General features: G+C 59.9%; 26 protein-coding genes and 1 tRNA gene. 16 read left to right on the top strand and 11 right to left on the bottom strand.

The window, feature by feature from the left end; translation table 11 throughout:
- Positions 1 to 17: 17 nt before the first annotated feature.
- Both FG13_RS14410 and eutC read left to right on the top strand, forming a co-directional pair.
- A complete protein-coding gene (locus FG13_RS14410; protein ID WP_035821916.1) occupies positions 18 to 1,406 on the top strand; it encodes an ethanolamine ammonia-lyase subunit EutB in 1,389 nt (462 codons plus the stop codon).
- Positions 1,407 to 1,414: 8 nt separating this feature from the next.
- A complete protein-coding gene (gene eutC / locus FG13_RS14405) occupies positions 1,415 to 2,188 on the top strand; it encodes an ethanolamine ammonia-lyase subunit EutC (protein WP_035821913.1) in 774 nt (257 codons plus the stop codon).
- A 10-nt stretch (positions 2,189 to 2,198) separates the two neighbouring features.
- Here eutC and tsaD read toward each other — a convergent pair whose 3' ends face one another.
- Complete coding sequence (tsaD, locus tag FG13_RS14400; protein ID WP_035821911.1) at positions 2,199 to 3,239, bottom strand: tRNA (adenosine(37)-N6)-threonylcarbamoyltransferase complex transferase subunit TsaD; 1,041 nt, start codon at positions 3,237 to 3,239, stop codon at positions 2,199 to 2,201.
- Between the two features lie 208 nt (positions 3,240 to 3,447).
- On the opposite strand from tsaD, the gene FG13_RS14395 reads away from it, so the two are divergent.
- Entirely contained in the window at positions 3,448 to 3,855 is a 408-nt protein-coding gene (locus FG13_RS14395) for a nitrite reductase (NAD(P)H) small subunit (protein ID WP_035821909.1), read from the top strand.
- 115 nt (positions 3,856 to 3,970) lie between these two features.
- Here the strand turns inward: FG13_RS14395 and FG13_RS14390 are convergent, their stop codons facing one another.
- Positions 3,971 to 5,032: a 3-deoxy-7-phosphoheptulonate synthase gene (locus FG13_RS14390; RefSeq protein ID WP_035821908.1), complete on the bottom strand. Its 1,062-nt coding sequence runs from the start codon at positions 5,030 to 5,032 to the stop codon at positions 3,971 to 3,973.
- Between the two features lie 144 nt (positions 5,033 to 5,176).
- Complete coding sequence (locus FG13_RS14385; protein WP_035821906.1) at positions 5,177 to 5,854, bottom strand: hypothetical protein; 678 nt, start codon at positions 5,852 to 5,854, stop codon at positions 5,177 to 5,179.
- Positions 5,855 to 6,011: 157 nt separating this feature from the next.
- On the opposite strand from FG13_RS14385, the gene ybiB reads away from it, so the two are divergent.
- The 9 genes from ybiB (at position 6,012) to FG13_RS29495 (ending at position 15,964) form a co-directional block, all read left to right on the top strand.
- Positions 6,012 to 7,004 carry a DNA-binding protein YbiB gene (gene ybiB / locus FG13_RS14380; protein WP_035821904.1) on the top strand — a complete coding sequence of 331 codons (993 nt, stop codon included), beginning with the start codon at positions 6,012 to 6,014 and terminating at the stop codon, positions 7,002 to 7,004.
- 56 nt (positions 7,005 to 7,060) lie between these two features.
- Positions 7,061 to 8,275 (top strand): NAD(P)/FAD-dependent oxidoreductase, encoded by a 1,215-nt coding sequence (locus FG13_RS14375; protein ID WP_035821901.1) that lies wholly within the window; start codon positions 7,061 to 7,063, stop codon positions 8,273 to 8,275.
- A gap of 183 nt (positions 8,276 to 8,458) precedes the next feature.
- Complete coding sequence (gene rpsU, locus FG13_RS14370; RefSeq protein ID WP_008451879.1) at positions 8,459 to 8,671, top strand: 30S ribosomal protein S21; 213 nt, start codon at positions 8,459 to 8,461, stop codon at positions 8,669 to 8,671.
- Between the two features lie 195 nt (positions 8,672 to 8,866).
- Entirely contained in the window at positions 8,867 to 9,319 is a 453-nt protein-coding gene (locus FG13_RS14365; protein ID WP_034746974.1) for a GatB/YqeY domain-containing protein, read from the top strand.
- 129 nt (positions 9,320 to 9,448) lie between these two features.
- Positions 9,449 to 11,245, top strand: a complete 1,797-nt coding sequence (gene dnaG, locus FG13_RS14360) for a DNA primase (RefSeq protein ID WP_035821898.1) — start codon at positions 9,449 to 9,451, stop codon at positions 11,243 to 11,245.
- A 464-nt stretch (positions 11,246 to 11,709) separates the two neighbouring features.
- A complete protein-coding gene (rpoD, locus tag FG13_RS14355; RefSeq protein WP_034779848.1) occupies positions 11,710 to 13,950 on the top strand; it encodes an RNA polymerase sigma factor RpoD in 2,241 nt (746 codons plus the stop codon).
- Between the two features lie 110 nt (positions 13,951 to 14,060).
- Positions 14,061 to 14,139: transfer RNA gene (locus tag FG13_RS14350), tRNA-Ile, on the top strand.
- Between the two features lie 116 nt (positions 14,140 to 14,255).
- Entirely contained in the window at positions 14,256 to 15,170 is a 915-nt protein-coding gene (locus FG13_RS30095) for a hypothetical protein (protein ID WP_035821896.1), read from the top strand.
- An 8-nt stretch (positions 15,171 to 15,178) separates the two neighbouring features.
- Complete coding sequence (locus tag FG13_RS29495; RefSeq protein WP_081922580.1) at positions 15,179 to 15,964, top strand: HIRAN domain-containing protein; 786 nt, start codon at positions 15,179 to 15,181, stop codon at positions 15,962 to 15,964.
- Between the two features lie 56 nt (positions 15,965 to 16,020).
- On the opposite strand, the gene FG13_RS31110 is transcribed toward FG13_RS29495, so the two are convergent.
- Together FG13_RS31110 and FG13_RS31105 are read right to left on the bottom strand one after the other, a co-directional pair.
- Positions 16,021 to 16,212, bottom strand: a complete 192-nt coding sequence (locus FG13_RS31110; RefSeq protein WP_268747016.1) for a hypothetical protein — start codon at positions 16,210 to 16,212, stop codon at positions 16,021 to 16,023.
- A gap of 67 nt (positions 16,213 to 16,279) precedes the next feature.
- Entirely contained in the window at positions 16,280 to 16,516 is a 237-nt protein-coding gene (locus FG13_RS31105; protein WP_268747015.1) for a recombinase family protein, read from the bottom strand.
- 232 nt (positions 16,517 to 16,748) lie between these two features.
- On the opposite strand from FG13_RS31105, the gene FG13_RS30090 reads away from it, so the two are divergent.
- Together FG13_RS30090 and FG13_RS14330 are read left to right on the top strand one after the other, a co-directional pair.
- The gene (locus tag FG13_RS30090) at positions 16,749 to 17,519 is read left to right on the top strand and encodes a hypothetical protein (protein WP_152598772.1); all 771 of its coding nucleotides are present in this window, start codon (positions 16,749 to 16,751) and stop codon (positions 17,517 to 17,519) included.
- A gap of 240 nt (positions 17,520 to 17,759) precedes the next feature.
- A complete protein-coding gene (locus FG13_RS14330) occupies positions 17,760 to 18,095 on the top strand; it encodes an FKBP-type peptidyl-prolyl cis-trans isomerase (RefSeq protein ID WP_035821892.1) in 336 nt (111 codons plus the stop codon).
- 16 nt (positions 18,096 to 18,111) lie between these two features.
- Here FG13_RS14330 and FG13_RS14325 read toward each other — a convergent pair whose 3' ends face one another.
- Both FG13_RS14325 and FG13_RS14320 read right to left on the bottom strand, forming a co-directional pair.
- Positions 18,112 to 18,588 (bottom strand): DUF2726 domain-containing protein, encoded by a 477-nt coding sequence (locus FG13_RS14325; RefSeq protein WP_051959061.1) that lies wholly within the window; start codon positions 18,586 to 18,588, stop codon positions 18,112 to 18,114.
- 96 nt (positions 18,589 to 18,684) lie between these two features.
- Positions 18,685 to 19,398: a YjjG family noncanonical pyrimidine nucleotidase gene (locus tag FG13_RS14320; RefSeq protein WP_035821890.1), complete on the bottom strand. Its 714-nt coding sequence runs from the start codon at positions 19,396 to 19,398 to the stop codon at positions 18,685 to 18,687.
- Between the two features lie 125 nt (positions 19,399 to 19,523).
- Between FG13_RS14320 and FG13_RS14315 the strand changes: the two genes are divergently transcribed.
- Positions 19,524 to 20,249 carry a pyridoxine 5'-phosphate synthase gene (locus FG13_RS14315; protein ID WP_035821887.1) on the top strand — a complete coding sequence of 242 codons (726 nt, stop codon included), beginning with the start codon at positions 19,524 to 19,526 and terminating at the stop codon, positions 20,247 to 20,249.
- Positions 20,237 to 20,767, top strand: coding sequence for a DUF2947 family protein (locus tag FG13_RS14310; RefSeq protein ID WP_081922579.1), 531 nt, complete (start codon positions 20,237 to 20,239; stop codon positions 20,765 to 20,767). Before FG13_RS14315 ends, FG13_RS14310 begins: the two co-directional genes overlap by 13 nt.
- 56 nt (positions 20,768 to 20,823) lie before the next feature.
- Here the strand turns inward: FG13_RS14310 and FG13_RS14305 are convergent, their stop codons facing one another.
- The 4 genes from FG13_RS14305 to FG13_RS14290 all read right to left on the bottom strand — a co-directional run bounded on the left by FG13_RS14305 (position 20,824) and on the right by FG13_RS14290 (position 23,197).
- A complete protein-coding gene (locus tag FG13_RS14305; RefSeq protein WP_035821881.1) occupies positions 20,824 to 21,225 on the bottom strand; it encodes a hypothetical protein in 402 nt (133 codons plus the stop codon).
- Entirely contained in the window at positions 21,222 to 21,590 is a 369-nt protein-coding gene (locus tag FG13_RS14300; RefSeq protein ID WP_035821878.1) for a BPSL0067 family protein, read from the bottom strand. The genes FG13_RS14305 and FG13_RS14300 overlap by 4 nt, the downstream gene beginning before the upstream one ends.
- A gap of 125 nt (positions 21,591 to 21,715) precedes the next feature.
- Positions 21,716 to 22,207 carry a DUF4265 domain-containing protein gene (locus FG13_RS14295; RefSeq protein WP_035821876.1) on the bottom strand — a complete coding sequence of 164 codons (492 nt, stop codon included), beginning with the start codon at positions 22,205 to 22,207 and terminating at the stop codon, positions 21,716 to 21,718.
- A gap of 270 nt (positions 22,208 to 22,477) precedes the next feature.
- A complete protein-coding gene (locus tag FG13_RS14290; protein WP_035828139.1) occupies positions 22,478 to 23,197 on the bottom strand; it encodes a Crp/Fnr family transcriptional regulator in 720 nt (239 codons plus the stop codon).
- Between the last annotated feature and the right edge of the window lie 32 nt (positions 23,198 to 23,229).

Genomic DNA, 23,229 nt, shown 5'->3' with positions numbered 1-23,229 from the left:
GCCTTGGAGCACAATCTATGACCCGCTTCAGCCATACGATAGACAGCCATGTTTACCAGTTCGCCAGCCTGAAAGAGCTGCTGGCGAAGGCCACGCCGCTGCGTTCGGGCGACGTGCTGGCCGGCGTGTCGGCATCGAACGCGCGCGAGCGGGTGGCGGCGCAGCTGGCGCTGGCCGACGTACCGCTGTCATTGTTCCTCAGCGAGGCGCTGGTACCGTACGAAGAGGATGAAGTCACGCGCCTGATCATCGACAGCCACGAGCGTGCCGCCTTTGCTCCCATCGCGCACTTGTGCGTGGGCGACTTTCGCGACTGGCTGCTCGATGACGCGACGGATACGCCAACGCTGGCGCGCGTCGCCGCCGGCATTACGCCGGAAATGGCGGCCGCCGTCTCGAAAATCATGCGCCTGCAGGACCTGGTGCTGGTGGCCCGCAAGTGCCGGGTCGTCACGGCCTTTCGCAATACCCTGGGCCTGGAAAACCGTCTGTCCACGCGGCTGCAGCCGAACCACCCGACGGACGACGCCACGGGGATTGCCGCCTCCATCCTCGATGGCCTGCTGCTGGGTAGCGGCGACGCCGTGATCGGCATCAATCCTGCCACCGACAACGTGGCGCAGGTGGTGTCGCTGCTGCACCTGCTCGACGCCGTCATCGATCAATACCAAATTCCCACCCAGTCGTGCGTGCTCACGCACATCAGCAATACCATCGAGGCGATCCGCCGCGGCGCGCCCGTCGACCTCGTGTTCCAGTCGGTGGCGGGCACGCAGGCGGCCAACCGCAGCTTCGGCATCGATTTGTCTCTGCTTGCCGAGGGCCAGGCGGCGGCCCTGTCGCTGGGGCGCGGCACGGTGGGCAACAACGTCATGTATTTCGAGACGGGGCAGGGCAGCGCGCTGTCGGCCGGCGCCCACCACGGCATGGACCAGCAGACGTGCGAGGCGCGCGCGTATGCGGTGGCGCGCGCGTATCAGCCGCTGCTGGTCAATTCCGTCGTCGGTTTCATCGGCCCCGAGTATCTGTACGACGGCAAGCAGATCATGCGCGCGGGGCTGGAAGACCATTTCTGCGCCAAGCTGCTCGGGCTGCCCATGGGCTGCGACGTGTGCTACACCAACCATGCGGAAGCGGACCAGGACGACATGGACGCCTTGCTGATCATGCTGGGCGTGGCCGGCTGCAATTTCATCATGGGCGTGCCAGGCGCGGACGACATCATGCTCGGCTACCAGAGCACTTCGTTCCACGACGCCCTGTATGCGCGCCGGGTGCTGGGCTTGCGCCCTGCGCCGGAATTCGCAGCCTGGCTGGAGCGCATGCGGATCACGGATGCGCAGGGCCGCTTGAGCGAAGCGCTGGCGCCGGCTTTCCAGGCTGCCCTGCTGCGCCTGGGCGACTAGGAGGACGCATGGACGAAACCAACCCTTGGCAGGCGCTGCGCGCGCATACGGCGGCGCGCATCGCGTTGGGACGGCGCGGCGTGAGCGTGCCGACCAAGGCGCAGCTGGCGTTCCAGCTGGCCCACGCGCAGGCGCGCGACGCCGTGCACCTGGCGCTCGATGGCGAGGCCCTGGCACGTGTCCTGGCCGCGCGGGGGCAAGACTGCGTGCAGCTGCACAGCGCGGCCGCCACGCGCGCCGAGTATCTGCAACGCCCCGACCTGGGGCGCCGACTCGACGACGCTTCGCGGGCGCGGCTGGCCGGAGGTAGAAAGGGAGTCGACCTGGCGCTGGTGGCGGCCGACGGCCTGTCGGCGCTGGCCGTGCAGCGCCACGCGGCGCCGTTCCTGGCCGCCCTGCGCGAGCGGCTGGCGCGGGAAGCGTGGACGCTGTCGCCGCTGCACATCGTGGCGCAGGGGCGAGTGGCCGTCGGTGACGAGGTGGGTGAGTTATTGCAGGCGCGCGCCGTGCTGGTGCTGATCGGCGAGCGGCCGGGCTTGAGTTCTCCGGACAGCCTGGGCCTGTACCTGACGTGGGCGCCCAAGGTGGGCTTGCTGGACGAGCGCCGCAACTGCATTTCGAACGTGCGTCCCGAGGGGCTGGCGTATGCGCAGGCTGCGTACCGGCTGCATTATCTGCTGTCGCAGGCCTTTGCAAGGCAGCTGTCGGGCGTGGCATTGAAGGATGAAACGGTGGAAGAGGGCGCGGCCCTGGCGGGCGCGCGCAACTTCCTGCTGGAGTGATCGGTGGTGATCAGACTTCGCGGATCTCGTCCAGCGGCCAGCGCGGGCGCACGTTGAACGAGTAATCGTGCTTGGCGGCGTCGGGATTGATTTGCAGGCGCATGGCGCCGGCAAAGGCGATCATGGCGCCGTTATCGGTACAGAATTCCAGCTCCGGGTAATACACTTTAAAACGCTTCTTGGCGGCCGCCGCGTTGAGCGAGGCGCGCAATTGCGCGTTGGCGCCCACGCCTCCGGCGATCACCAGGCGTTTCAAGCCCGTGTGCTTGAGGGCAGCCACGCATTTGGCCGTCAGCACGTCGACGATGGCGTCGACGAAGCCGCGCGCGATGTTCGCCTTGTCCTGTTCGCAGATGTTCGCGATGACTTTTTCTTCATGATTTTTCACCACGGTCAGCACGGCCGTCTTCAAGCCGGAAAAGCTGAAGTTGAAATCCTTCGAGTGCAGCATCGGGCGTGGCAGTTTATACGCCAGCGGGTCGCCGAATTCGGCCAGGCGCGAAATGGCGGGGCCGCCCGGATAACCGAGTCCCAGCAGCTTGGCCGATTTGTCGAACGCTTCGCCGGCCGCATCATCGAGCGTTTCGCCCAGCATCGTGTACTGGCCCACGCCATCGACGCGCATCAGCTGCGTGTGGCCACCCGACACCAGCAGGGCGATGAAGGGGAATTCCGGCGGCTCGGATGCCAGCAATGGCGACAACAGATGGCCTTCCAGATGGTGGATGCCCAGCACCGGCTTGTTGATCGCCAGGCCCAGGCTACAGGCAACGGAGGAACCGACCAGCAGCGCGCCGGCCAGTCCCGGACCCTGCGTGTAGGCGATGGCGTCGATTTCGGGCAGGGTGATGCCGGCCTTGGTCAGGGTTTCTTCCAGCAGCGGGATGGCGCGGCGGATATGGTCGCGCGACGCCAGTTCCGGCACCACGCCGCCATATTGCTCGTGCATGGCGACTTGCGAATAGAGGGCGTGCGACAGCAGGCCGCGTTGCGTGTCGTACAAGGCCAGGCCGGTTTCGTCACAGGAGGATTCGACGCCAAGAACAATCATGAAGGTGCTAAATAGGGAGGAGTAATCCGCCATTGTAAAGGAAAGCCGGCTAGTCCACCGTGCTGCCGGCGCACCATTTCGGCGGCAGTGTGCACTTGCGCAGTGCGGCGCGGGCCGGTTTTGCCCGGGATTCTGGCTGCTTTGCGCCTGTGCGGCACTGGCATCGCTCTTGCTTAGGCAAGCGTGTGCCTTTTTCAAGGAGCTAGCGATGTCGGAACAATGGAAAATGATTTGCCGCCTGAAGGACATGCCGCTGGCGGGCGCGCGTATGGTGCAGCGGGGACTGGCGTGGCAGGATTTACCCGGCGTGGCGCTGTTTCGCGCGATGGACGATACGGTGTACGCGCTGCTCGACACGGTGCCTTGCCTGGGCGGCCCGCTGGCGCATGGGGTGCTGATGGAGAAAAACCTGATGGGGCCGAAGAACAGCTGGATCATCGAACTCGATTCGGGCCGCCTGGTGGCGCCCGTGCAGGGCATGGCGCGCCTGTACGCCGTGCGCATCCTGGATGGGCGCATCTACCTGGACGTCAATGAACTCAATATCCCGGCCAGCAAGGCGGAACAGGCGCTGGCGGGATCGTTCGCCGTGCTGCCGCATGTGCAGATGGCGTGATATGCCTCGTGGTGGTGTCGGCTTACGCGCTGCGCGCTAAGCCGACCTACGCCCGGCCGGGTAGGTCGGATTAGGCCCACAGGGCCGTAATCCGACAACATTGTTGGCCGTGTATTTACGCCGGGCGATTGACCAAATGCGCATGCGCGTCGCGCAGCATGGTGGCCGTCGTGTCCCAGTCGATGCAGCCGTCGGTGACGGAGCAGCCGTAGGTCAGTTGCGACAGGTCTTGCGGGATCTTCTGGTTGCCGCTGACGATGTTCGATTCGATCATCACGCCCACCAGCGAGCGGTTGCCCTGGCGGATCTGGTTGACCACGTCGGCCATCACCAGCGGCTGCAGTTCCGGCTTCTTGTAGCTGTTCGCGTGCGAGCAGTCGACCACAAGGTTGGCGGGCAGCTTGGCCTTGGCCAGCGCCTGTTCGGCGATGGCGATCGAGACCGAATCGTAGTTCGGGCGGCCGTCGCCGCCGCGCAGCACGACGTGGCCATACGCGTTGCCGCGCGTGCGCACGATGGCGACGTTGCCTTCGCCGTTGATGCCCAGGAAAGAGTGCGGGTGCGCCGACGACAGGATGGCGTTGACGGCGATGCTGATGTCGCCATCGGTGCCGTTCTTGAAGCCGACTGGCGTCGACAGGCCCGACGACATTTCGCGGTGCGTCTGCGATTCCGTCGTGCGTGCGCCGATGGCGGTCCAGGCGATCAGGTCGCCCAGGTACTGCGGCGAGATCGGGTCCAGCGCTTCGGTGGCGGTGGGCAGGCCCAGTTCGCACACGTCGAGCAGGAACTGGCGCGCCTTTTCCATGCCTTCGTTGACCTTGAACGAGTCGTCCATGTACGGGTCGTTGATATAGCCCTTCCAGCCCGTGGTGGTACGCGGTTTTTCGAAATACACGCGCATCACCAGCAGCATCGTGTCCTTGACTTCCTCTTGCAGCGCTTTCAGGCGGCGCGCGTAATCGAGGCCGGCGACGGGGTCGTGGATCGAGCACGGACCGACGACGACGAACAGGCGCTGGTCCTTGCGGTCGATGATGTTGCGCAGCGCTTCGCGGCCGCGGCTGACGGTGTCGAAGGCGCTTTCCGACAGGGGCAGCTTGGCGTGCAGTTCGGCCGGTGTCGGCATGGGCGCGAAGGAGGTGACGTTGATATTTTCGATGTCTGGCGTATTCATGATTCTGGCTCGGCTTTCGCTATTGCGTTCTTTAAGAGGCAATAGTGTAGCGGAAATGCGGCCTGGCGGCGGGGATGGGGCGAAAACGGGAACGCATCAGTTGTTTTTATGGCAGGGCCGGTACGCGGCCGGCCCCCTGTGCGCTCATTGGCCGCCGGCCAGACTGGCGCCAACGCTGTAGCGGGCGATGCGCTGGTAGTTGCCGGCCAGCTCGGGCGGCCGGGGCAGGCCTGGATGGCGCCGCACATGTTCGAGGATGGCGCTTTCGTGCTGGCGTATCTGCGCGTCCAGGCAGGCGATTTGCTGGCGCAGCAGGGCGTGCAGCGCATGCTGGCCGGCCTGCAGATGCGCATCGAGGCGCGCCGATTCCTGCTGGCGCACGCCCTCGATGGCGTGCAGGCGGCGCAGCCATAGCCGCAGTTCCACATAGGCGGGCGAGGGCGGCGTCCAGCGCGCGGGGCGCCGGTGCGCACAGTAGTTGGCCAGCACCACGGCGCTGTGCGCCGCGTCATCGGGCAAGCCCTGGCAGCGCAGATAGTCGTCCAGTTGCGCGGGCTGGGCGTCGCACACCAGCATGCCCATGTCGGCCAGCATGCGGGCGGGCGCCTCGCTGTGCGGCATATCGAGGCGCATGCAGACGCGCAAGCCCATGACGGACACGTCGTTCCTTTGCAGCCAGCTGCGCAGCCAGCGGTAGCCAGCCACGTCGTTTTCCAGCACCTTGCACAGCACTTCGTTGCCCGTGAGCAGCACGGCTTTCAGCAGCAGCTTGCTCGTTTCGATGCCGACGAAGGCAGTTTCCTGTTTGACCGCGTGTTCCATGATGAGTTCCCCCTGTGCAGTCTTATACGCAGCGGCGGCGCGTCTGGATGCAGGCGCGCAGAAAATTCGTGAAAAATAGCTGGAAAGACTGTTGCATCGGCGCCTATGGCACCCTCCAGCCCCTCTGCAAGGGAAAAAATCCGTGTAAGCTGGCGCCATGACGACTGTTTCCATACCCCATACCGATGTGGCCGGAGAGCCATTCCCCGCAGCACGTTTCATTAAAGAAATAGGACGCGGCAAGAACGGCGCGCGCAGCATGACGCGCGACGACGCCCATGCTCTGTACCGCGCCATGCTCGAGGGCCGCGTGTCGGACCTGGAACTGGGCGGCATTTTGTTATCGATGCGCATCAAGGGCGAATCGGTCGACGAGATCGCCGGTTTCCTCGACGCTGCTGAAGCCTCATTTGCACCGCTGGCCGCGCCGGCCGGCGAATTCGCACCGATCATTATTCCCAGCTACAACGGCGCACGCAAGATGGCGAATTTGACAGCCTTGCTGGCGCTGCTGCTGGCGCGCGCGGGTGCACCCGTGCTCGTGCATGGCGTCACCAGCGATCCGGGCCGCATCACGACGGCCGAAGTGCTGGCCGCGCTGGGCGTGCCCGCTTCCACGGACCATGCGCAAGCCGAGGCCGCCATGGCGCGCGGGGAGGCCGCCTTCCTGTCCATCGAGGCCCTGGCGCCGCGCTTATCCTGGATGCTGTCGCTGCGGCGCGTGCTGGGCGTGCGCAATTCCACGCACACCCTGGTGAAAATCATGCAGCCGTTCGCCGGTCCCGCCCTGCGCCTGGTGTCGTACACGCACCCGGAATACCTGGAAATGCTCGGTGAATATTTCCTGACCGCCTCAGATCTCGCGCGCGGCGACGCTTTCCTGATGCGCGGCACGGAGGGCGAGACGGTGGCCAACGCCAACAAGGCGCAGCAGATCGACTGGTTCCATGGCGTGGAACGCACGGTGTTGGTGGAAAAGCAGTTGCTGGTGGAAGAGTTGCCGCATTTGCCCGCCGAGCGCGATGCGGCCACCACGGCGGACTGGATCGCGGCCGTGCTGCGCGGCGAGGTGCCAGTGCCGCCATCGATCGCCGAGCAGGTGGAGCAATGCTTGACGACATCACGACAGATTGCAGCACGGCCGCGCTAGCCGCGTCGCCGCAGTTTACAATGGCGTCTTTGTAATCAGCGGTGACCGGAATTCTTATGGCAAAACAATTTGATGTGGCAGTGATCGGCGCGGGCGCGGCCGGCATGATGTGTGCGGCTGTTGCCGCCCAGCAAGGCAAGCGCGTGGTGTTGATCGATCACGCGGCCAAGCTGGCCGAAAAGATCCGCATCTCCGGTGGTGGACGGTGCAATTTCACCAATATTAACGCTACCCCGCAAAATTTCCTCTCGGAAAACCCGCATTTCTGCAAGAGCGCGCTGTCGCGCTACACGCCGCAGGATTTCCTCGCGCTGGTGAAAAAATACCGCATCGGCTACCACGAGAAGCACAAGGGCCAGCTGTTTTGCAATGAATCGGCCGAGCAGATCATCGACATGCTCAAGGATGAGTGCGCCTCTGGCGGCGTGCATTGGCGCATGCCGTGCAAGATCGACAATGTTGTCCAGCAAGATGACGGCGGCTTCGTGCTGCAGACCGATAGCGGCGACATCGAGACGGCCAGCATCGTCATCGCCACGGGCGGCCTGTCGATCCCGAAGATCGGCGCCTCGGATTTTGCCTACCGCATCGCCAAACAATTCGACTTGACGATGGTCGAGCCGCGTCCGGCCCTGGTGCCGCTGACGTTCGATGCGGCCAGCTGGGCGCCGTTCGCGGAACTGTCCGGCATCGCCCTGGAAGTGGATGTGGAAACGGGTAGCCTGAAAGGCCGCAAGGCAACGGGCGCGCGTTTCCGCGAAGATTTGCTGTTCACGCATCGCGGCCTGTCGGGCCCGGCGATTTTGCAGATTTCCAGTTATTGGCTGCCAGGCGAACCCATCGTCATCAACCTGCTGCCGGAAGTGGACGTGGCGCAAACCTTGATCGAAGGCAAGGGCACCCTGAAGAAGCAACTGGGCAATATCGTCGCGCAATGGCTGCCGCAGCGCCTGGCGGATTGCCTGCTGGCCGTCAACGGCCTGGCGCCGGACGCGCGCATCGCCGACATGCCCGACGCGCAGCTGCGCAAGCTGGGCCAGGCCATCAATGCCTGGTCCATCGTGCCCAACGGTTCCGAAGGCTACCGCAAGGCGGAAGTGACGCGCGGCGGCATCGATACGCGCGAACTGTCGCAGCAGACCATGATGGCCAATAAGGTGCCGGGCCTGTACTTCATCGGCGAATCGGTCGACGTGACAGGCTGGCTGGGCGGCTACAACTTCCAGTGGGCCTGGGCCTCGGGTGTGGCGGCAGGTATTGCCTTGCAGTAAGCTACTCTGTAAGATGGGGTTCTGGCGCCCGGTGCGCCGGCCCCGGTGCGTGGTTTACGCCACATTCCGGCAGCGACCGCAGGCTGCATGCCGCACGCAAGTGGGGGAGGGGCTTCCCTTTCCGAATAAAAGCTGCTACTATCTATCTCTTCCTATACACCACCTCAACGGTTTGAATTTTACATGACCACTATTCGCCTTAAAGAAAACGAGCCGTTCGAAGTCGCAATGCGTCGCTTCAAACGCACCATCGAAAAAACGGGTCTGCTGACCGAATTGCGCGCACGCGAATTCTACGAAAAGCCAACAGCTGAGCGCAAGCGCAAGCTGGCAGCTGCTGTCAAGCGTCATTACAAACGCATCCGCAGCCAACAACTGCCGAAAAAATTATTCTAAGACTGTTCAGTCAGAACCAACCCGGGTAGTTCGGCGCATTGTTCGCCACGGGTTTTGTTTTGATTCGCCTGGAGTGATACTTCAGATGAGTCGCATACCCGCTCCGGTTCGCCGCAGCGGGTTTTCGCTTTTGTGGCCGCCTGCTTGGCTCGCACACATGAGCATCGAGCCCCACTTACCAACACGAGGATTGCCATGAGCTTGAAAGAACAAATTACCGAAGACATGAAAAACGCCATGCGCGCCAAGGAAGCGGGCAAGCTGGGCACGATTCGCCTGTTGCTGGCGGAAATCAAGCGCAAGGAAGTCGACGAGCGCATCGAATTGACGGATGCCCACGTGACGGCCATCGTGGAAAAGATGATCAAGCAGCGCAAGGATTCGATCACCCAGTTCGAAGCCGGCGGCCGCGCCGACCTGGCCGACATCGAAAAAGCCGAGCTGGTGCACCTGACGGGCTACATGCCTGCCGGCCTGTCGGACGAAGAAGTGGCGGCCGAAGTGGCTGCCGCCGTGGCCGCCTCGGGCGCCGCCGGTCCGCAAGACATGGGCAAGGTCATGGCCATCGTCAAGCCGAAGCTGGCTGGCCGCGCCGACATGACGGTAGTGTCCGCCCTGGTCAAGAAAGCCTTGACGCCGGCAGCGTAAGCATAAATAGTAGCAAGGGCTGCCAGCCGTCGCGCTGGCAGCCTGTTAACAGCCCACACGTTGACCTGGCTCAACCTCAGGCCACGTGCGGTAGTATAGTCTGACCTATAACAAGACCCGCCCTAGCCAGTGATACCTCAATCCTTCATTTCCGATTTGCTCAACCGCGTCGATATCGTCGATGTCGTGGGGCGCTATGTGCAACTGAAAAAAGGTGGCGCCAATTTCATGGGCTTGTGCCCGTTCCACAGTGAAAAATCGCCCAGCTTTACCGTCAGCCCCACCAAGCAGTTCTATCACTGCTTCGGCTGTGGCGCGCATGGCACCTCGATCGGCTTCCTGATCGAGTACTCGGGCATGGGCTTTGTCGACGCCGTCAAGGACCTGGCGCAGAACGTGGGCATGGTCGTACCGGAAGCGGACGATAAAATCCCGCCGGCCCAGCGCGCACAGATCCAGGCGCAAAGCATGGCCTTGTCCGACGCCATGACGCAGGCGTGCGATTACTACCGCGGCCAATTGCGCCACGCGCCGGAAGCCATCGCCTACCTCAAAAACCGGGGCTTGACGGGCGAAGTGGCCGCTCGCTTCGGCATGGGTTTTGCGCCCGGTGGATGGGATAATTTACGCTCCGTCTTCCCCGATTACGACGTGGTGGCCCTGGCCGAGGCAGGTCTCGTGATCGACAAGGTCGATGAAGAGGGCAACAACCGCAAGCGCTATGACCGTTTCCGCGAACGCATCATGTTCCCGATCCGCAATACCAAGGGGCAAGTGATCGCCTTTGGCGGCCGCGTGCTCGACCATGGTGAACCGAAATACCTGAACTCGCCGGAAACCCCCTTGTTTTCCAAGGGTTTCGAACTATATGGCTTGTTCGAGGCGCGCCAGGCCATCCGCGATGCCGGCTACGTGCTGGTGACAGAGGGTTATATGGATGTGGTTGCCTTGGCGCAAATGGGTTTCCCGCAAGCAGTAGCCACCTTGGGTACGGCGTGCACGCCCACCCACGTGCAAAAACTGCTGCGCCAGACCGATAACGTGATTTTCAGTTTTGACGGCGACAAGGCCGGCCGCCGCGCCGCGCGCCGCGCGCTGGAAGCGAGCCTGGCCCACGTGTCGGACAATAAAACCATCAAGTTCCTGTTCTTGCCGTCGGAACACGATCCGGACAGCTATATCCGCGAATTCGGCGCCGAAGGGTTTGAACAGCAAGTGCATGAAGCCATGCCGCTGTCGCAATTCTTGCTGAAAGAAGTGTCGGGCGAGCATGATCTGTCGGAACCGGAAGGGCGCGCCCGCGTGCAGTTCGACGCCAAGCCGCTGCTGCAACTGATGGCGCCATCGTCTTTGCGCCTGCAGATCGTGCGCGGGCTGGCCCAGCTGACGCAGTCCACGCCGGCCGAGATCGAAGCCCTGTTCGAGCTGGCGAAACCCGTTGCCGTGGCGCGCCGCGCGCCGCCGAAATCGGGCCGCCCCGTGCCTGTCGGTCTGGAATTGAAGATCATGCGCATGCTGGTAGCGCATCCGCCGCTGACGATGCGCATCGACGAGGCCGCCCTTGCTGCATTCCAGCACCTGGGCCCCGATGCGGCGCACAGCCTGGGGCAGCTGGTGGCCGTGGGCCAGGCCTTGGGCGAGCACGGCAGTTTTGCCGCGCTGGCGCAGCAGTTGAAGGAGCTGGGCAGCGAATACGACGAGATCATCGGCGAGATCGCGGCCGGTACGGAATCCGATTACGACAGCGAATTGTCGTGGCTGGTGAGCACCATCCGCGAGATCAAATTGAATGCCTTGAAGGCGGAATTGCAGCAATTGTTTGCCTCGGGTTTGCCATCCGAGAAAATTGGTGTACGCTACCGCGAAATCATGCAGGAGCAGGGGACGCTGGAACGCGAGCGCGATGCCGAGTTGGTGAATCGGTAACCTTGTCCTGAGGGTATGGCGCGCACTGGAAAAACATTTTTCGCGTGCTATAATTAAATGCTAAGTATTGTGTGCTTTGGCAAGCTAGTTCTGTTTCGTAAATAGTATTTGTTTTCAGTAAGTTAGGCTCTTGATCGGCGCGGTGGATCGTGTCGGCAGCCAGGGCCAACAGGCGCTTTCGGCGTTGCGGGCAAGGTTCGCAGACGCTGGCAAGCCGCGCCAGGCTCTCGCTCCCAACGCGGTCGATGCAGGAATTTTTGCCGAGGCGGCTGGCAACAGCCGGTGGACAGGAATTGCTGCGCTTCCCGCGGATCGTGGCCGATGAGGTGTAAGTAACGTAACAGTGTCGAATTTGCGTAGTCGGCAGGTTCGAAGATGGTGGTTCCCGCAGGTAGACAGGGAACTGGCAGCAAACTTTATCCTAATCCACCGTAAAGCAAGTCGTTGTGTAATCGAAAGCGCCTGTGCCAATCAAGAAACCCGAATCCAAAGCGGCTGTAAAGCCCACTAAAGTTACCACGAAAGCCGAAAAGGCGCTCGACCGGCCAGAAGCGCGCGTCACCAGCGCGCCCGTGGTCAGCCAGACCACCGACGCCGCCACCCTGGCCGCGATCGATACGTCCGGTTATGTCTTGCCGTCGGTAAAAGTGCCAGGCCGCCGCGGCCGCAAGCCAAAAGAATTCCAGCCAGAAAATGATGAAGTCGCCGCCCTGAACGCCGTCGAGCGGGCCGAACTGAAGGCCGTCGACAAGGCCAAGGCCAAGGACCGCAAGGCGAAGGAGCGCGCGCTGCTGAAGGATGCGTTCTCGTCCGATACGGAAGCGAGCGAGGAAGAACTCGAGCGCCGGCGCCAGAAACTCAAGACCCTGATCAAGTTCGGCAAGGAGCGCGGTTTCCTGACCTACGCGGAAATCAACGATCACTTGCCTGAAAACATCGTCGATCCGGAAGCCATCGAAGGCATCATCGGTACCTTCAATGACATGGGCATCGCCGTCTACGAGCACGCGCCCGATGCGGAAACGTTGTTGCTGTCTGATAACGTTGCCGTCGTCACCAGCGACGACGAGGCGGAAGCGGCGGCCGAGGCCGCATTGTCAACCGTCGACTCCGACTTTGGCCGCACCACCGATCCCGTGCGCATGTACATGCGCGAGATGGGCTCGGTCGAGCTGCTGACGCGCGAAGGCGAGATCGAGATTGCCAAGCGCATCGAAGATGGCTTGAAAGACATGATTCAGGCCATTTCCGCCTGTCCCGTGACGATCGCCGAGATCATCGCCGCCGCCGACCGCATCGCCAACGAAGAGATCAAGATCGACGAAATCGTCGACGGCCTCGTCGATGAAAACGAACCGGTCGCCGCCGCCCCTGTCGTGGCCGCGCCCGTCGAAGAAGACGAGGAAGAAGGCGAAGCGGAAGAAGAGGAAGTCGAAGAAGAGGAAGAGGCGAGCGCTTCGGGCGCGGCCGGCTTCTCCGCCGAGCAGCTGGAAACCCTGAAACGCACGGCGCTGGAAAAATTCGCCATCATTTCGCAGCAATTCGACAAGATGCGCCGCGCCTTCGAGAAAGAAGGCTACAACTCGAAACCTTACGCCAAGGCGCAGGAAGCCATTTCGCAAGAGTTGCTGGGCATCCGCTTCACGGCCAAGGTCGTGGAAAAGTTGTGCGACACCCTGCGTGGCCAGGTCGACGAAGTGCGCCATATCGAGAAGCAAATCCTCGACGTGGCCGTGAACCGCTGCGGCATGCCGCGCGCCCACTTCATCAAGGTTTTCCCGGGCAATGAAACCAATCTCGACTGGGTCGATGGCGAAGTCAACGCAGGACACGCCTACAGCGCCATCTTGGGCCGCAACATTCCGACCGTCAAGGAACTGCAGCAACGCCTGATCGACCTGCAGGCGAGGGTTGTCTTGCCGCTGCCGGACTTGCGCAACATCAACCGCCAGATGGCGGCCGGTGAAATGAAGGCGCGCAAGGCCAAGCGCGAAATGACGGAGGCCAACTTGCGTCTGGTGATTTCGATCGCCAAGAAATACACGAACCGCGGCCTGCAATTCCTCGACCTGATCCAGGAAGGCAATATCGGCCTGATGAAGGCCGTCGACAAGTTCGAGTACCGCCGCGGCTACAAGTTCTCCACGTATGCGACCTGGTGGATCCGCCAGGCCATCACGCGCTCGATCGCCGACCAGGCGCGCACGATCCGTATTCCCGTGCACATGATCGAGACGATCAACAAGATGAACCGGATTTCCCGCCAGATCCTGCAGGAAACGGGCGCGGAACCCGATCCGGCCACCTTGGCGATCAAGATGGAAATGCCCGAGGACAAGATCCGCAAGATCATGAAAATCGCCAAGGAACCGATCTCGATGGAAACGCCGATCGGCGACGACGACGATTCCCACCTGGGCGACTTCATCGAGGACAACAACACCCTGGCGCCGGCCGACGCGGCCCTGCACGCCTCCATGCGGGGCGTCGTCAAGGACGTGCTCGATTCCCTGACGCCACGCGAAGCGAAAGTGCTGCGCATGCGTTTCGGCATCGAGATGTCCACCGACCATACCTTGGAAGAAGTGGGCAAGCAATTTGACGTGACGCGCGAGCGCATCCGCCAGATCGAAGCCAAGGCGCTGCGCAAGCTGCGCCACCCATCGCGCTCCGACAAGCTGAAAAGCTTCTTGGAAGGCAACTAGAAGCCAATAGGGCTTGACGTACGCCCCTGATACCCCTATCCTCGCGTGTCCGTTTCCAAAACGGCCGCGCGAGGCGGGCATCAACAGCGCCGCCACGCCGCAGTCCCCTTGGGCCTCTAGCTCATGCTTGGTTAGAGCAGCGGACTCATAATCCGTTGGTGCCGTGTTCGACTCACGGGAGGCCCACCAATAAAATAAAGGACTTAGGCTGATAGCCTGAGTCCTTTTTCTTTATACGCAATCTTCATTTAGCTACCATGTAGGTTTTGTGAAGATTCCCTCCCTCCTTATGTTGGGGCTGGCTGATGTTTCCAATCGTGATTGTTCCTCCTGATGCTGCTGAATTATCCGAGCAGATGGGCACAAAATTCAAATTTTGGTACCTGGATGACCAGCGGCGGCGTACGCTTTTTAAGGAGGGGCGACCAGGTACCGGGGAGAATTGGGCCGAAAAACTTGCTGCCGAACTTGCTGGGTTACTTGGTATCCCTCATGCACATTATGACTTGGCTGAGTGGAAGGGGATGCAAGGAGTTATCTCGCCCTCTTTGGTCGCTAAAGGAGACCGTTTGATTCACGGTAATGAATTGATCGAAAGCAAAGTTACGGTTGCCAGCGATGATGAAAAGGTAAGGTACTATGAACAGCGAAGCCATATTGCTACTCGAGCATTTCAGTTCTTTGAGGTGAACGCTGGCCATATTTTTCCTCCGTCCACTTATGAACCAATAGAGGGCGTACACTCAGCTCTAGGGGTATTCATCGGCTATTTGCTGTTTGATGCATGGATAGCAAATCAAGACCGTCATTCTCAAAATTGGGGAGTGGTGAGTAGCGCGGGGAGACTGTACCTGTCTTCGTCCTATGATCATGGTTCAAGCCTCGGTAGGAACGAAACGGACGATCGTCGAAAGATTATTTTGACAACCAAGGATAAGGGTGCCTCGATGGCCGCCTACGTTGCAAAAGCCAGATCTGCGTTTTATCCCCATGCAGCGGGAAATGCCAAAGTGAAAGCTCACCTAACGTATGATCTGTTCCAGCTGGCGTATAAGGCTGACCCCATAGCGGGTAGGGCATGGATATCAAGACTGGCCGACATAAGTGACGTTGCGATAGTGGATGTGATAAATGAAGTTCCCGGCCATCTTATGTCTGATGTTGCACGAGAGTTCACAGCAAAGTTGTTGAGAGTAAATATGGATAGGTTAATTGGGTAGGTTTAATTATGAGCACACTTTTTGTCGCCTGGCAACAGCCAGATTCTAGAGAATGGATTCCTGTCGCAAAACTGGAGTTTAGCGATAGCACGTACTCTTTCTCATATACTCAAGGTATTTTTAGAGCAAAAGAATTTCGTCGGTTTAGCGGTATGCAAAAGGTGGATGTGGTTTATGAATCGCCTCGTCTTTTCCCTTTGTTCGCGAATAGGTTGATTAGTAAGTCACGCCCAGAATTTAAAGATTATTTGCGATGGCTAGGATTGTCGGACATGGGCGATGATCCGATGGCGATTCTTGCATTGACCGGAGGAATCAGAGGAACAGACTCGATTGAGCTCTTTCAGCCCCCAGCAGTAAGTGAACGGGGTGAGTACAAATTGGAGTTTTTTGCTAGGAGTTTATCCCATCTGCCTCCGACTGCAATTAACCGCATCGGAGAGCTGCAAAAGGGCGAGCGCCTTTTTCTTATGCTCGATCCGCAGAACGACTTTGATCCTCGGGCGGTTGCGATGCGAACGGCTACACCCTCCTCATTCTTGGGATATTGTCCTAAATACTATGCTCAAGACCTAGGCACGTTGCTCGCTAATCCCGAGTGTGATCTAACTGTAAGGGTAAAATGTGTAAATCTCGATGCGCCTTCTAACATGCGCTTACTCTGTTCTGTGACAGCGAATGTTCCTAGCGTATTTACTCCATTGAGTAAGGAAAGGGATTTTCTTCCCGTACAGGGCATTCCGGCGGAATGGGTGCCGCCAACAACATCGCTCGATGGAATTCTACTGAGTTAGCATATATGATTAGGGTTTGAGAATGCTCAAAATGTTAACGAGTGACACAGCATAGGTCAGGGCAAGCGCGCTGACACTCTCTCGCTCCTCATACTGGCGATAATCTCGGCGCGCTGCTCGATGCTGGTACTAGATAACCGCCCTAGCATCTTGCCTTCGTTCTTGGCGCGTGCAAGTGCCGACTGTGCGTGCTCCACAAGCAGGTCACGCTCCATTTCGACAACTGCGGCAGGCATGGTCAATATCATCTTGCCAGCAGGGGATGGTAGGTCCAGCTTACTTAGTTGCAGCACAATGACAACAAATTCTTGCGGCCTACAACTTGGCCGTGGCGCCGACGTCCTGCGCATCGCGGCCCAGGCGGTCCAACTTCGATACCGCTAGCGTTTCCCCGTTGCGAATCTGAGCCAGTAGCGCGGCGAACTGCGGGCGCTGGCTTGCACAGGTCTTGCCGCTAATGGTGTCCGCAAACCAGTAGTCGACCTTGGCCGGTCGTTTCGATTTCCAAGCGTTGATTGTCGGCTGTCTGTTCCTTGGTGCGTACTCGGCCATATGCGAAATTTGTCATGCTGGGCTCCTGTAAAGAGTGTTGCCAAACCTTATTGGAATATACTCGCATGTTAGAAATTGAAACCCGTATATTTCCAACATGGATAAACGTTGACTTTAATCGGTGTTGGAGATCGCTTGTTTGTTCAGTATCTCCTAGATATATTTATACAAAATAATAAATGTTGTTTAAATTATAATTTTTTAGCAATTCAGATATTGGTAGGATACACGCATGAAGGGTCCGACATTGTCGTGGGATGAACGCTTGCATTATCGAGATAGATTTAGGGCGGCTCGTTATGCCGCACTTGCTGACTCAGAGGGGTTTAGCGAAATGTGTTTCGCAATGGAAGCATTAGGGCTACGACTCAGCGAGAGGGAAGGCACTTTGAATTCCTATTGTGAAAAAATTAAGCCATTGGCGCAAGACTCTACAGTTTTGTCCCAGTTAACCACAATTTTCCCAACACTTTTTACTACATTTGACGCTCTTTATAACACCGTTAAAAGAGCAAGAAATGATGTAATGCATACAGGTGTGTACGCTCGCCATGCTACAAAAGCAGCGATTGAATTATGTATAGGTTTGGAGGAAGGATTGATGAAGGAGCAGCAAACCCGCAGGAAGTCTGTCGCCGATTTCATGGTTAAGGAGCCCGTTATTCTTCAGTCATGGCAACCGGTTGCATATGCACGCCAACTAATGCTAACTCACTCCTTCACGTACTTACCAGTCTACATAGGAGGATGGTACTTGGTGTCTGAAATTGCCATGGTGCAATATTTGCATCATGGAGAAAACAGACAATTCTTACTTGCGAAGTCAATCGAGGAAGCGCACCGAGAAGGCTTGCGACTGATACCAACTGACCCTGTCAATTCAGAAGACAACGTGGCGGAACTGTTGGCCGCTGCCCAGAACAGTGATATCCCTATGCTGTGGCTGGTTGCCGATAAACATAACGGAATATGTGGGGTTATAACACCGTATGAGTTAATGTAAAGCGGTTGTGTTATGACTTGCAGTAAACCCTGACTTACGGCGCAAGAGCCATGAATTACTTTCTTGACAGACTTGTAAGCGCTGTCGAGCAAGAGCCTCATAATCCGTTGGTGCCGTGTTCGACTCACGGGAGGCCCGCCATAATTTAGCAAAATTAGAACAAGCCCCGGAGGGACTGCCGGGGCTTTTTGCATGCTGCCGTACAATCACGGCATCGAGATTGACGAAGGATGAAACAAGATGACGGCTGAAGTGAAGATTGACGATATCGTGGTCGGTGATGGCAAGGCGGCGGTGCGTGGTGCGCTGATCACGGCCCACTACCGGGGCTGGCTGGAAGATGGGACGGAGTTTGACTCGTCGCACAAGCGTGGTGAGCCTTTCCGCAGTGTGTTGAGCAATAACAAGGTCATCCAAGGCTGGATTTTGGGTTTGAACGGCATGCAGGTCGGTGGCACGCGCAAGCTGTGGGTACCGGCGGCGCTGGCGTATGCCGAGCGGCAAATGGGCTTGATTCCACCGCATTCCAATTTGATCTTCGAGATTGAGTTGCTGGAAGTGCTGACGCGCGATTGATGTCTGGATGGTGTCATCAGGCAGATACGACGCCGGCTTTTTTCAGCAGCAGTTGCTCGACATCGGCGCGCAGCGCCTGCTGGGTGGGGAAGTTGGCATAGCGCAAGGTCACGTAGCCGGCCAGCTTGAGCATGGCGTCGCGCTCCCTGTCCTGGCGTTCGCGGCCGGCGTGGCTGCTGTCGTCGAGCTCGATGATGGCGAGGACATTCAGTTGCTGGCTGCACAGAACAAAATCGGCCACCTTGCGGTCGAAACGGTTTCTGTTGGCCCATCCTTTCGCCGTCACCAGCGCGGAAAACGCCACTTGCGCCAGCACCGTGCACTCCGGCAAGGCCGTCTGCAGCAGGTGGTACATCTGCTGTTCGCGCGCCGTCATCACGGGTTTTCTGTGCAGGCGCAGCGGCCTGCGTGACTTGGCCGTCTGGCGCGTGGCCAGCATGGCAAAGAACAGGATCAAGGCCGCGATGGCAAGCAGGATGGAGTAAGACGGCATGGATTGGCACCAGGATGGACGAGTCCTGATGGTACGCGAACAGCGGCATGTTTCGTGCCGCTGCCAGCGTATTTCAGGTGGTGCGCTTGTGGAAGATCAAGCCTGTTTCAGCTTGACTTGCATCAGGTCCAGTGCAGGCACGATATCGTGCAGGCTGTTCACTTCACAGGTGGGGATGGCGGCCGAGGTATTGGCCATGCTGTCCGGGTTGAACCAGCAGCTGGCTATGCCGTAGCGGTTGGCGCCGAGGATGTCGGCGTCCAGGCGGTCGCCGATGATGATGGTTGTATCCTTGCTGAATGCGCGCGCCATGTTGGCGGCGTATTCGAAGAAGCGCACGTCCGGCTTGGCGTGGCCGCACGCTTCGGAGGTGGCGACGAAGGAGATGTAGTCGCTCAAGCCGGAGGCGGCGATGCGGCGGTTCTGGATGGACTCGACGCCGTTGGTGATGATGCCCACTTCGCCGATGCGCGACAGCGTTTCGCACACTTCTCTGGCGCCATCGATGAGCACGACCGTGTCCGGCAGGGAGTCCAGATACAGACGGCTGGCCAGTTCCGGATCGATGGCGATGCCGTTCAGCGCAAACGTCTTGCGGAAGCGTTCCACTTTCAGGAAATCCTTGGTGACGTCACCCGTTTCGAAACGTCTCCACAGGTCGACGTTGATCGCCTGATATTGGGAAAACAGTCCGTCGATGCCGTCGCGCAAGCCCAGTTCGTGCATGGTGTGCAGGAAGGAGCGTTTTTCGGACGCCCGGAAGTCGAGCAGGGTATCGTCCAGGTCAAACAGGAATAGCTGGTAGGTCATGGTATGTATTGAAAGGAACTTGTCTTGCATCGTAGCACGTAGCGTTGAGTTCGGTTGGCCGTGCCTTGCGTGGGCGATCCGCTACAATCGCTGCCAGACCTGTCACCCTTACTTCACTCCTGCTCATGACCCAGCTCTCCGTCAACGTCAATAAAATCGCCCTGCTGCGCAATTCGCGCGGCCGCAACTTCCCCGACCTGCTGGCGTTTTCCGCGCGCTTTCTCGACCTGGGCGCCGCCGGCATCACCTTGCACCCGCGTCCGGATCAGCGCCATGCGCGCTACGATGATGTTGCCCCATTGCAGCGCCTGTGCGCGGAGCGGGGACGCGAGCTGAATGTGGAGGGCTATCCGGCGGCGGAATTTCTGCAAGTCGTAAAAAGCGCGCGCCCCGCGCAATGCACCCTGGTGCCCGACATGCCGGGGCAATTGACGTCCGATCACGGCTGGGACATCGAACGACATGCTGCGCTGTTGCGCCCCGCCATTGCGGAATTGAACGACTTGGGCATTCGTGTCAGCCTGTTTGTCGACGCCGATTACCCGGCGCTGGAATGGGCGCGCGAGGTGGGGGCGGCGCGGGTCGAGCTGTACACGGAACGGTTTGCTGAGAGTTATGGCGGCGCGCAGGCCGATGCCGTGTTTGATACGTATCTGCAGGCGGCGAGGCGGGCGCAGGCGCTGGGCTTGGGCGTGAATGCGGGGCACGACCTCGATTTGCACAACCTGGCGCGCTTCCTGGACATTCCCGGCATCCTGGAAGTGTCGATCGGCCATGCGCTGGTGGTTGAATGTCTTGAGCTGGGCATGGACAAGGTGCTGGGCCGCTACCTTGAGATATGTCAATCGTAGGGAGCTTGGGCGGCGCTGCTGGCCGGCCGCTGCAGCCTGAGCCGGACTGGCCCTTCTTCGATGCCGACTTCGCCGTCGTGGCACAGACGCTGGCGCAGGTGCAAGCGCTGACGCCCGATGCGGCGGCGCAACTGTGGACGCGCCATGTGTCGGCCCATCCCGACGAGACGCATCCCATGCAACTGCGCGCGGGGCATCGCTTGCAGACTACAGTGTCGGGGCCGGATTGGCTGGCCGAGTTCGATGCCGTTTCCAGCGAACACCCGGCGCAGGATGGCCGCGTGGCAAGGTTTCTCTCTTCCCACTTTCACCTTGCCGTGGCGGCACCCGTCTTTTTCATGGCCAGCCGGACCCGCGCCTATGCGCTGACACCGGCCGCGCTTGCAGCATGCTGGCCTTGCTTGCTGGCCATTTCTGACGAGGGCCCCTTGCTGTACCAGCATGCCACGGGCAAGTTCGCTTATTTCTCGCCACAGGGGGCGCTGGCGGGTGGTGAGGAAGGTTTGCAGCCCGTTTAACGGGATGCGTCCATCCGGTGGCGATAAGCGCTAGGGCTGAATGCCAGCCGCGTTACCTATTTGCACTTAAACCTGACTATTTTCGTTCGCTGTTTAACGGTTGCGACGCACTGTTTGACGCCCGGCAAATCCATGCGCAGGTAGCGCTCGGTAGTGGCATACAGGCAATCCACCTGAAACAGATAGCGTGGGGCATCGAAATTGATATCCCAGCGTTGATACAAGGTTCCGGCACTTGTCCACTCCCTGATCGGGGCCAGGATGGGCAAGGCCTCGCCGTCCACCGGCGGCCGATCCGCCGGATAGGACAGCACGCGTACGCTGTCGAGCCTGGCGGCTGGCAGGTTCCAGGTGGAGGGGGCCGCTTGTGGGCAAGAAACGGAGACAACGGGGGCTGCGGCAGCGTACTGCATCGCCATGCCCGCGATGGAAAATGCCAGCAGTGCGAGCGGCTTCATTCGACCACCGAATAGAGCTCGGGGCGATTCGATGTTCCCGCCGCCGAACGGCCAAAATGGATCACGCGGGCGCTGGGTTTGTGGTTGCGCCACTGGTCGAAAATTTCAATGGCGCCAGGCACCTGACGAATGAAGAGCGCGGCATGGTTGCCCTGCCGCAAATTCTGATAACGGCCATTGACGAAGGTGGCAATCAGCGTGCCTTTCGCGATGCCGCCTTTTTCCAGCAGATCCGGTACTTTGTCGCCTTCGCGCCAAAGCGAAGAAGCACGGGCGCCAGTGAGGTGCCTGACCAGGGTCACGCACTCGCCATTTCCTACGATTTCTTTTTGCTTTGCATAGTCGGCACTCGCGATGTAGGGCATGGCGTTTCTCTCTGTGGCTGACGGTAGAGAGAGCGTACGCAAGATGCGGGCAGGTATCTTGATGTGCGCCAGGGCAATACGACGCATTGACGCGTGTCATGGTCCTGCCTGGCGCACGAGGAACTTTACATATCCACCCACCAGTTGAGCAAGGTTTCGTCATCGTCGTCATCAAGGTTGACGTAGATGTTGGCGAAGTACCATTCCACGCCCGTCGCTTCGCGGAAGGCGTCGAAAGGGCCATTCACGCTGTAGATGCCGTGGTGACCCGGCACGCTGAAGGTGAGGTTGCCCTTGTACTGGCCGTCCATGGTGCCGCCCAGCTGTTCTTGCACGTCGCGTTCGAGCTGGTCCACTGCTGCTTGCGGCACATCGTCGGCATAGATCTGGATGCAGAAGTTGCCGCCGCGCTTTAATACTTCGGCGGGAGCGAGCGGGTCGGCGATGCTGACGATGTCGCCGCGCGCCAGGTTCAGCGTCAGGCCGGGCGAAGCCAGCAGTTCGTAGACGTGCTCGTCAATCTGGCGCGCCGGCAGGGTTTCATACACGGGGCCGCTGGTGTTTTCGCCTGCCAGTACGCGGATGTGCGGCAAGCCTTCGCAATTGATGTCTTCCATTCATTCTTTCATAGTGCCGGCGCGACGCGCTGCGGGGCGTGCCGGCTTGTGGTTTATTGCAATATTGTACCGGGTGCGTGCCTGTTGGCAGGATACGCAACGGTGCAAACGAGGAAAGGCAATGAAGAATGGGGCGCGGACATTGGCTGTTCATGTGGCCTCGTGCGCGTCGAAGTGACGGGCGGTCAAGTGTGCTCGACGGGGACTCAATACCCTGGAATGAAAAAAGCACGCCGAAGCGTGCTTGCGCGGATGACTTGGCGCTGAGTATTAGTTGTGTGCGCTGATGCCGCTGCGGAACTGTTCGAAACCGGCGCGGGCTGCCTTGTAGCAATTGCCGGCGGCCGCTTCCAGGCCTTCGCGGTCGAGCACTTCGACGGTGCCGCGGCGGTACTGGATCAAGCCTTCGTCCTGCAGCTTGCGGGCCGTGACGGTGACGCTTTCGCGGCGCACGCCCAGCATGTTGGCCATGGTGTCTTGCGTCACCTTCAGCTCGTTCGACAGCGAACGGTCGAGGCGGTCCAGCAGCCAGCGGCACAGTTTTTGTTCGATGCTGCAATGACGGCCGCCCACCACGTTCTGTGCCATTTGCGCAAACATGGCGCTGGTGTAGCGCATCAGCAATTGTGCCAGTGCGCCGCCTTCATTGAACACTTCGCGCAGGAAGGCTGTTTTCAGGCGATAGCCGTAGCCGGCCGTTTGCACGATGGCCGTGCAGGTGGCGCGTTCGGCTTCGTACAGCACCACGCCGGCCACACCTTCGCGGCCGATGACGGCGATCTCGGTGGTGGCGCCGTCTTCCATCACATACAGCAGGGAAACGATGGCGTTGGTGGGGAAGTACGTGTATTCAATCTTGCCGCCACAATCGAACAGGTGCTTGCCGGCAGGCAAGGCGACCAGTTCCAGTTGGCAGAACAGGCGCTCCAGATCGGCGCGCGACAAGGCGCGCAGCAATTCGTTCTGTTGTGCGCCCGTGATGCTGATCATCGGTGTGGCGGGAGCGGCTTGCCAGTTGTGCT

The sequence above is a fragment of the Janthinobacterium sp. RA13 genome (assembly GCF_000745325.1).
In the GTDB taxonomy this organism is placed as follows: Bacteria; Pseudomonadota; Gammaproteobacteria; order Burkholderiales; family Burkholderiaceae_D; genus Janthinobacterium; species Janthinobacterium rivuli.
The sequence above is the reverse complement of the archived record's forward strand: the minus strand, read 5'-3'. Positions and strand labels throughout refer to the sequence as shown.

What these genes read in the sequence shown, in the direction of transcription:
- FG13_RS14410 (WP_035821916.1), top strand. Translation starts at nt 18, where the DNA reads ATGACCCGCTTCAGCCATACGATAGACAGCCATGTTTACCAGTTCGCC.
- eutC (WP_035821913.1), top strand. Translation starts at nt 1,415, where the DNA reads ATGGACGAAACCAACCCTTGGCAGGCGCTGCGCGCGCATACGGCGGCG.
- tsaD (WP_035821911.1), bottom strand. Translation starts at nt 3,239, where the DNA reads ATGATTGTTCTTGGCGTCGAATCCTCCTGTGACGAAACCGGCCTGGCC.
- FG13_RS14395 (WP_035821909.1), top strand. Translation starts at nt 3,448, where the DNA reads ATGTCGGAACAATGGAAAATGATTTGCCGCCTGAAGGACATGCCGCTG.
- FG13_RS14390 (WP_035821908.1), bottom strand. Translation starts at nt 5,032, where the DNA reads ATGAATACGCCAGACATCGAAAATATCAACGTCACCTCCTTCGCGCCC.
- FG13_RS14385 (WP_035821906.1), bottom strand. Translation starts at nt 5,854, where the DNA reads ATGGAACACGCGGTCAAACAGGAAACTGCCTTCGTCGGCATCGAAACG.
- ybiB (WP_035821904.1), top strand. Translation starts at nt 6,012, where the DNA reads ATGACGACTGTTTCCATACCCCATACCGATGTGGCCGGAGAGCCATTC.
- FG13_RS14375 (WP_035821901.1), top strand. Translation starts at nt 7,061, where the DNA reads ATGGCAAAACAATTTGATGTGGCAGTGATCGGCGCGGGCGCGGCCGGC.
- rpsU (WP_008451879.1), top strand. Translation starts at nt 8,459, where the DNA reads ATGACCACTATTCGCCTTAAAGAAAACGAGCCGTTCGAAGTCGCAATG.
- FG13_RS14365 (WP_034746974.1), top strand. Translation starts at nt 8,867, where the DNA reads ATGAGCTTGAAAGAACAAATTACCGAAGACATGAAAAACGCCATGCGC.
- FG13_RS30095 (WP_035821896.1), top strand. Translation starts at nt 14,256, where the DNA reads ATGTTTCCAATCGTGATTGTTCCTCCTGATGCTGCTGAATTATCCGAG.
- FG13_RS29495 (WP_081922580.1), top strand. Translation starts at nt 15,179, where the DNA reads ATGAGCACACTTTTTGTCGCCTGGCAACAGCCAGATTCTAGAGAATGG.
- FG13_RS31110 (WP_268747016.1), bottom strand. Translation starts at nt 16,212, where the DNA reads ATGATATTGACCATGCCTGCCGCAGTTGTCGAAATGGAGCGTGACCTG.
- FG13_RS31105 (WP_268747015.1), bottom strand. Translation starts at nt 16,516, where the DNA reads ATGGCCGAGTACGCACCAAGGAACAGACAGCCGACAATCAACGCTTGG.
- FG13_RS30090 (WP_152598772.1), top strand. Translation starts at nt 16,749, where the DNA reads ATGAAGGGTCCGACATTGTCGTGGGATGAACGCTTGCATTATCGAGAT.
- FG13_RS14330 (WP_035821892.1), top strand. Translation starts at nt 17,760, where the DNA reads ATGACGGCTGAAGTGAAGATTGACGATATCGTGGTCGGTGATGGCAAG.
- FG13_RS14325 (WP_051959061.1), bottom strand. Translation starts at nt 18,588, where the DNA reads ATGCCGTCTTACTCCATCCTGCTTGCCATCGCGGCCTTGATCCTGTTC.
- FG13_RS14320 (WP_035821890.1), bottom strand. Translation starts at nt 19,398, where the DNA reads ATGACCTACCAGCTATTCCTGTTTGACCTGGACGATACCCTGCTCGAC.
- FG13_RS14315 (WP_035821887.1), top strand. Translation starts at nt 19,524, where the DNA reads ATGACCCAGCTCTCCGTCAACGTCAATAAAATCGCCCTGCTGCGCAAT.
- FG13_RS14310 (WP_081922579.1), top strand. Translation starts at nt 20,237, where the DNA reads ATGTCAATCGTAGGGAGCTTGGGCGGCGCTGCTGGCCGGCCGCTGCAG.
- FG13_RS14305 (WP_035821881.1), bottom strand. Translation starts at nt 21,225, where the DNA reads ATGAAGCCGCTCGCACTGCTGGCATTTTCCATCGCGGGCATGGCGATG.
- FG13_RS14300 (WP_035821878.1), bottom strand. Translation starts at nt 21,590, where the DNA reads ATGCCCTACATCGCGAGTGCCGACTATGCAAAGCAAAAAGAAATCGTA.
- FG13_RS14295 (WP_035821876.1), bottom strand. Translation starts at nt 22,207, where the DNA reads ATGGAAGACATCAATTGCGAAGGCTTGCCGCACATCCGCGTACTGGCA.
- FG13_RS14290 (WP_035828139.1), bottom strand. Translation starts at nt 23,197, where the DNA reads ATGATCAGCATCACGGGCGCACAACAGAACGAATTGCTGCGCGCCTTG.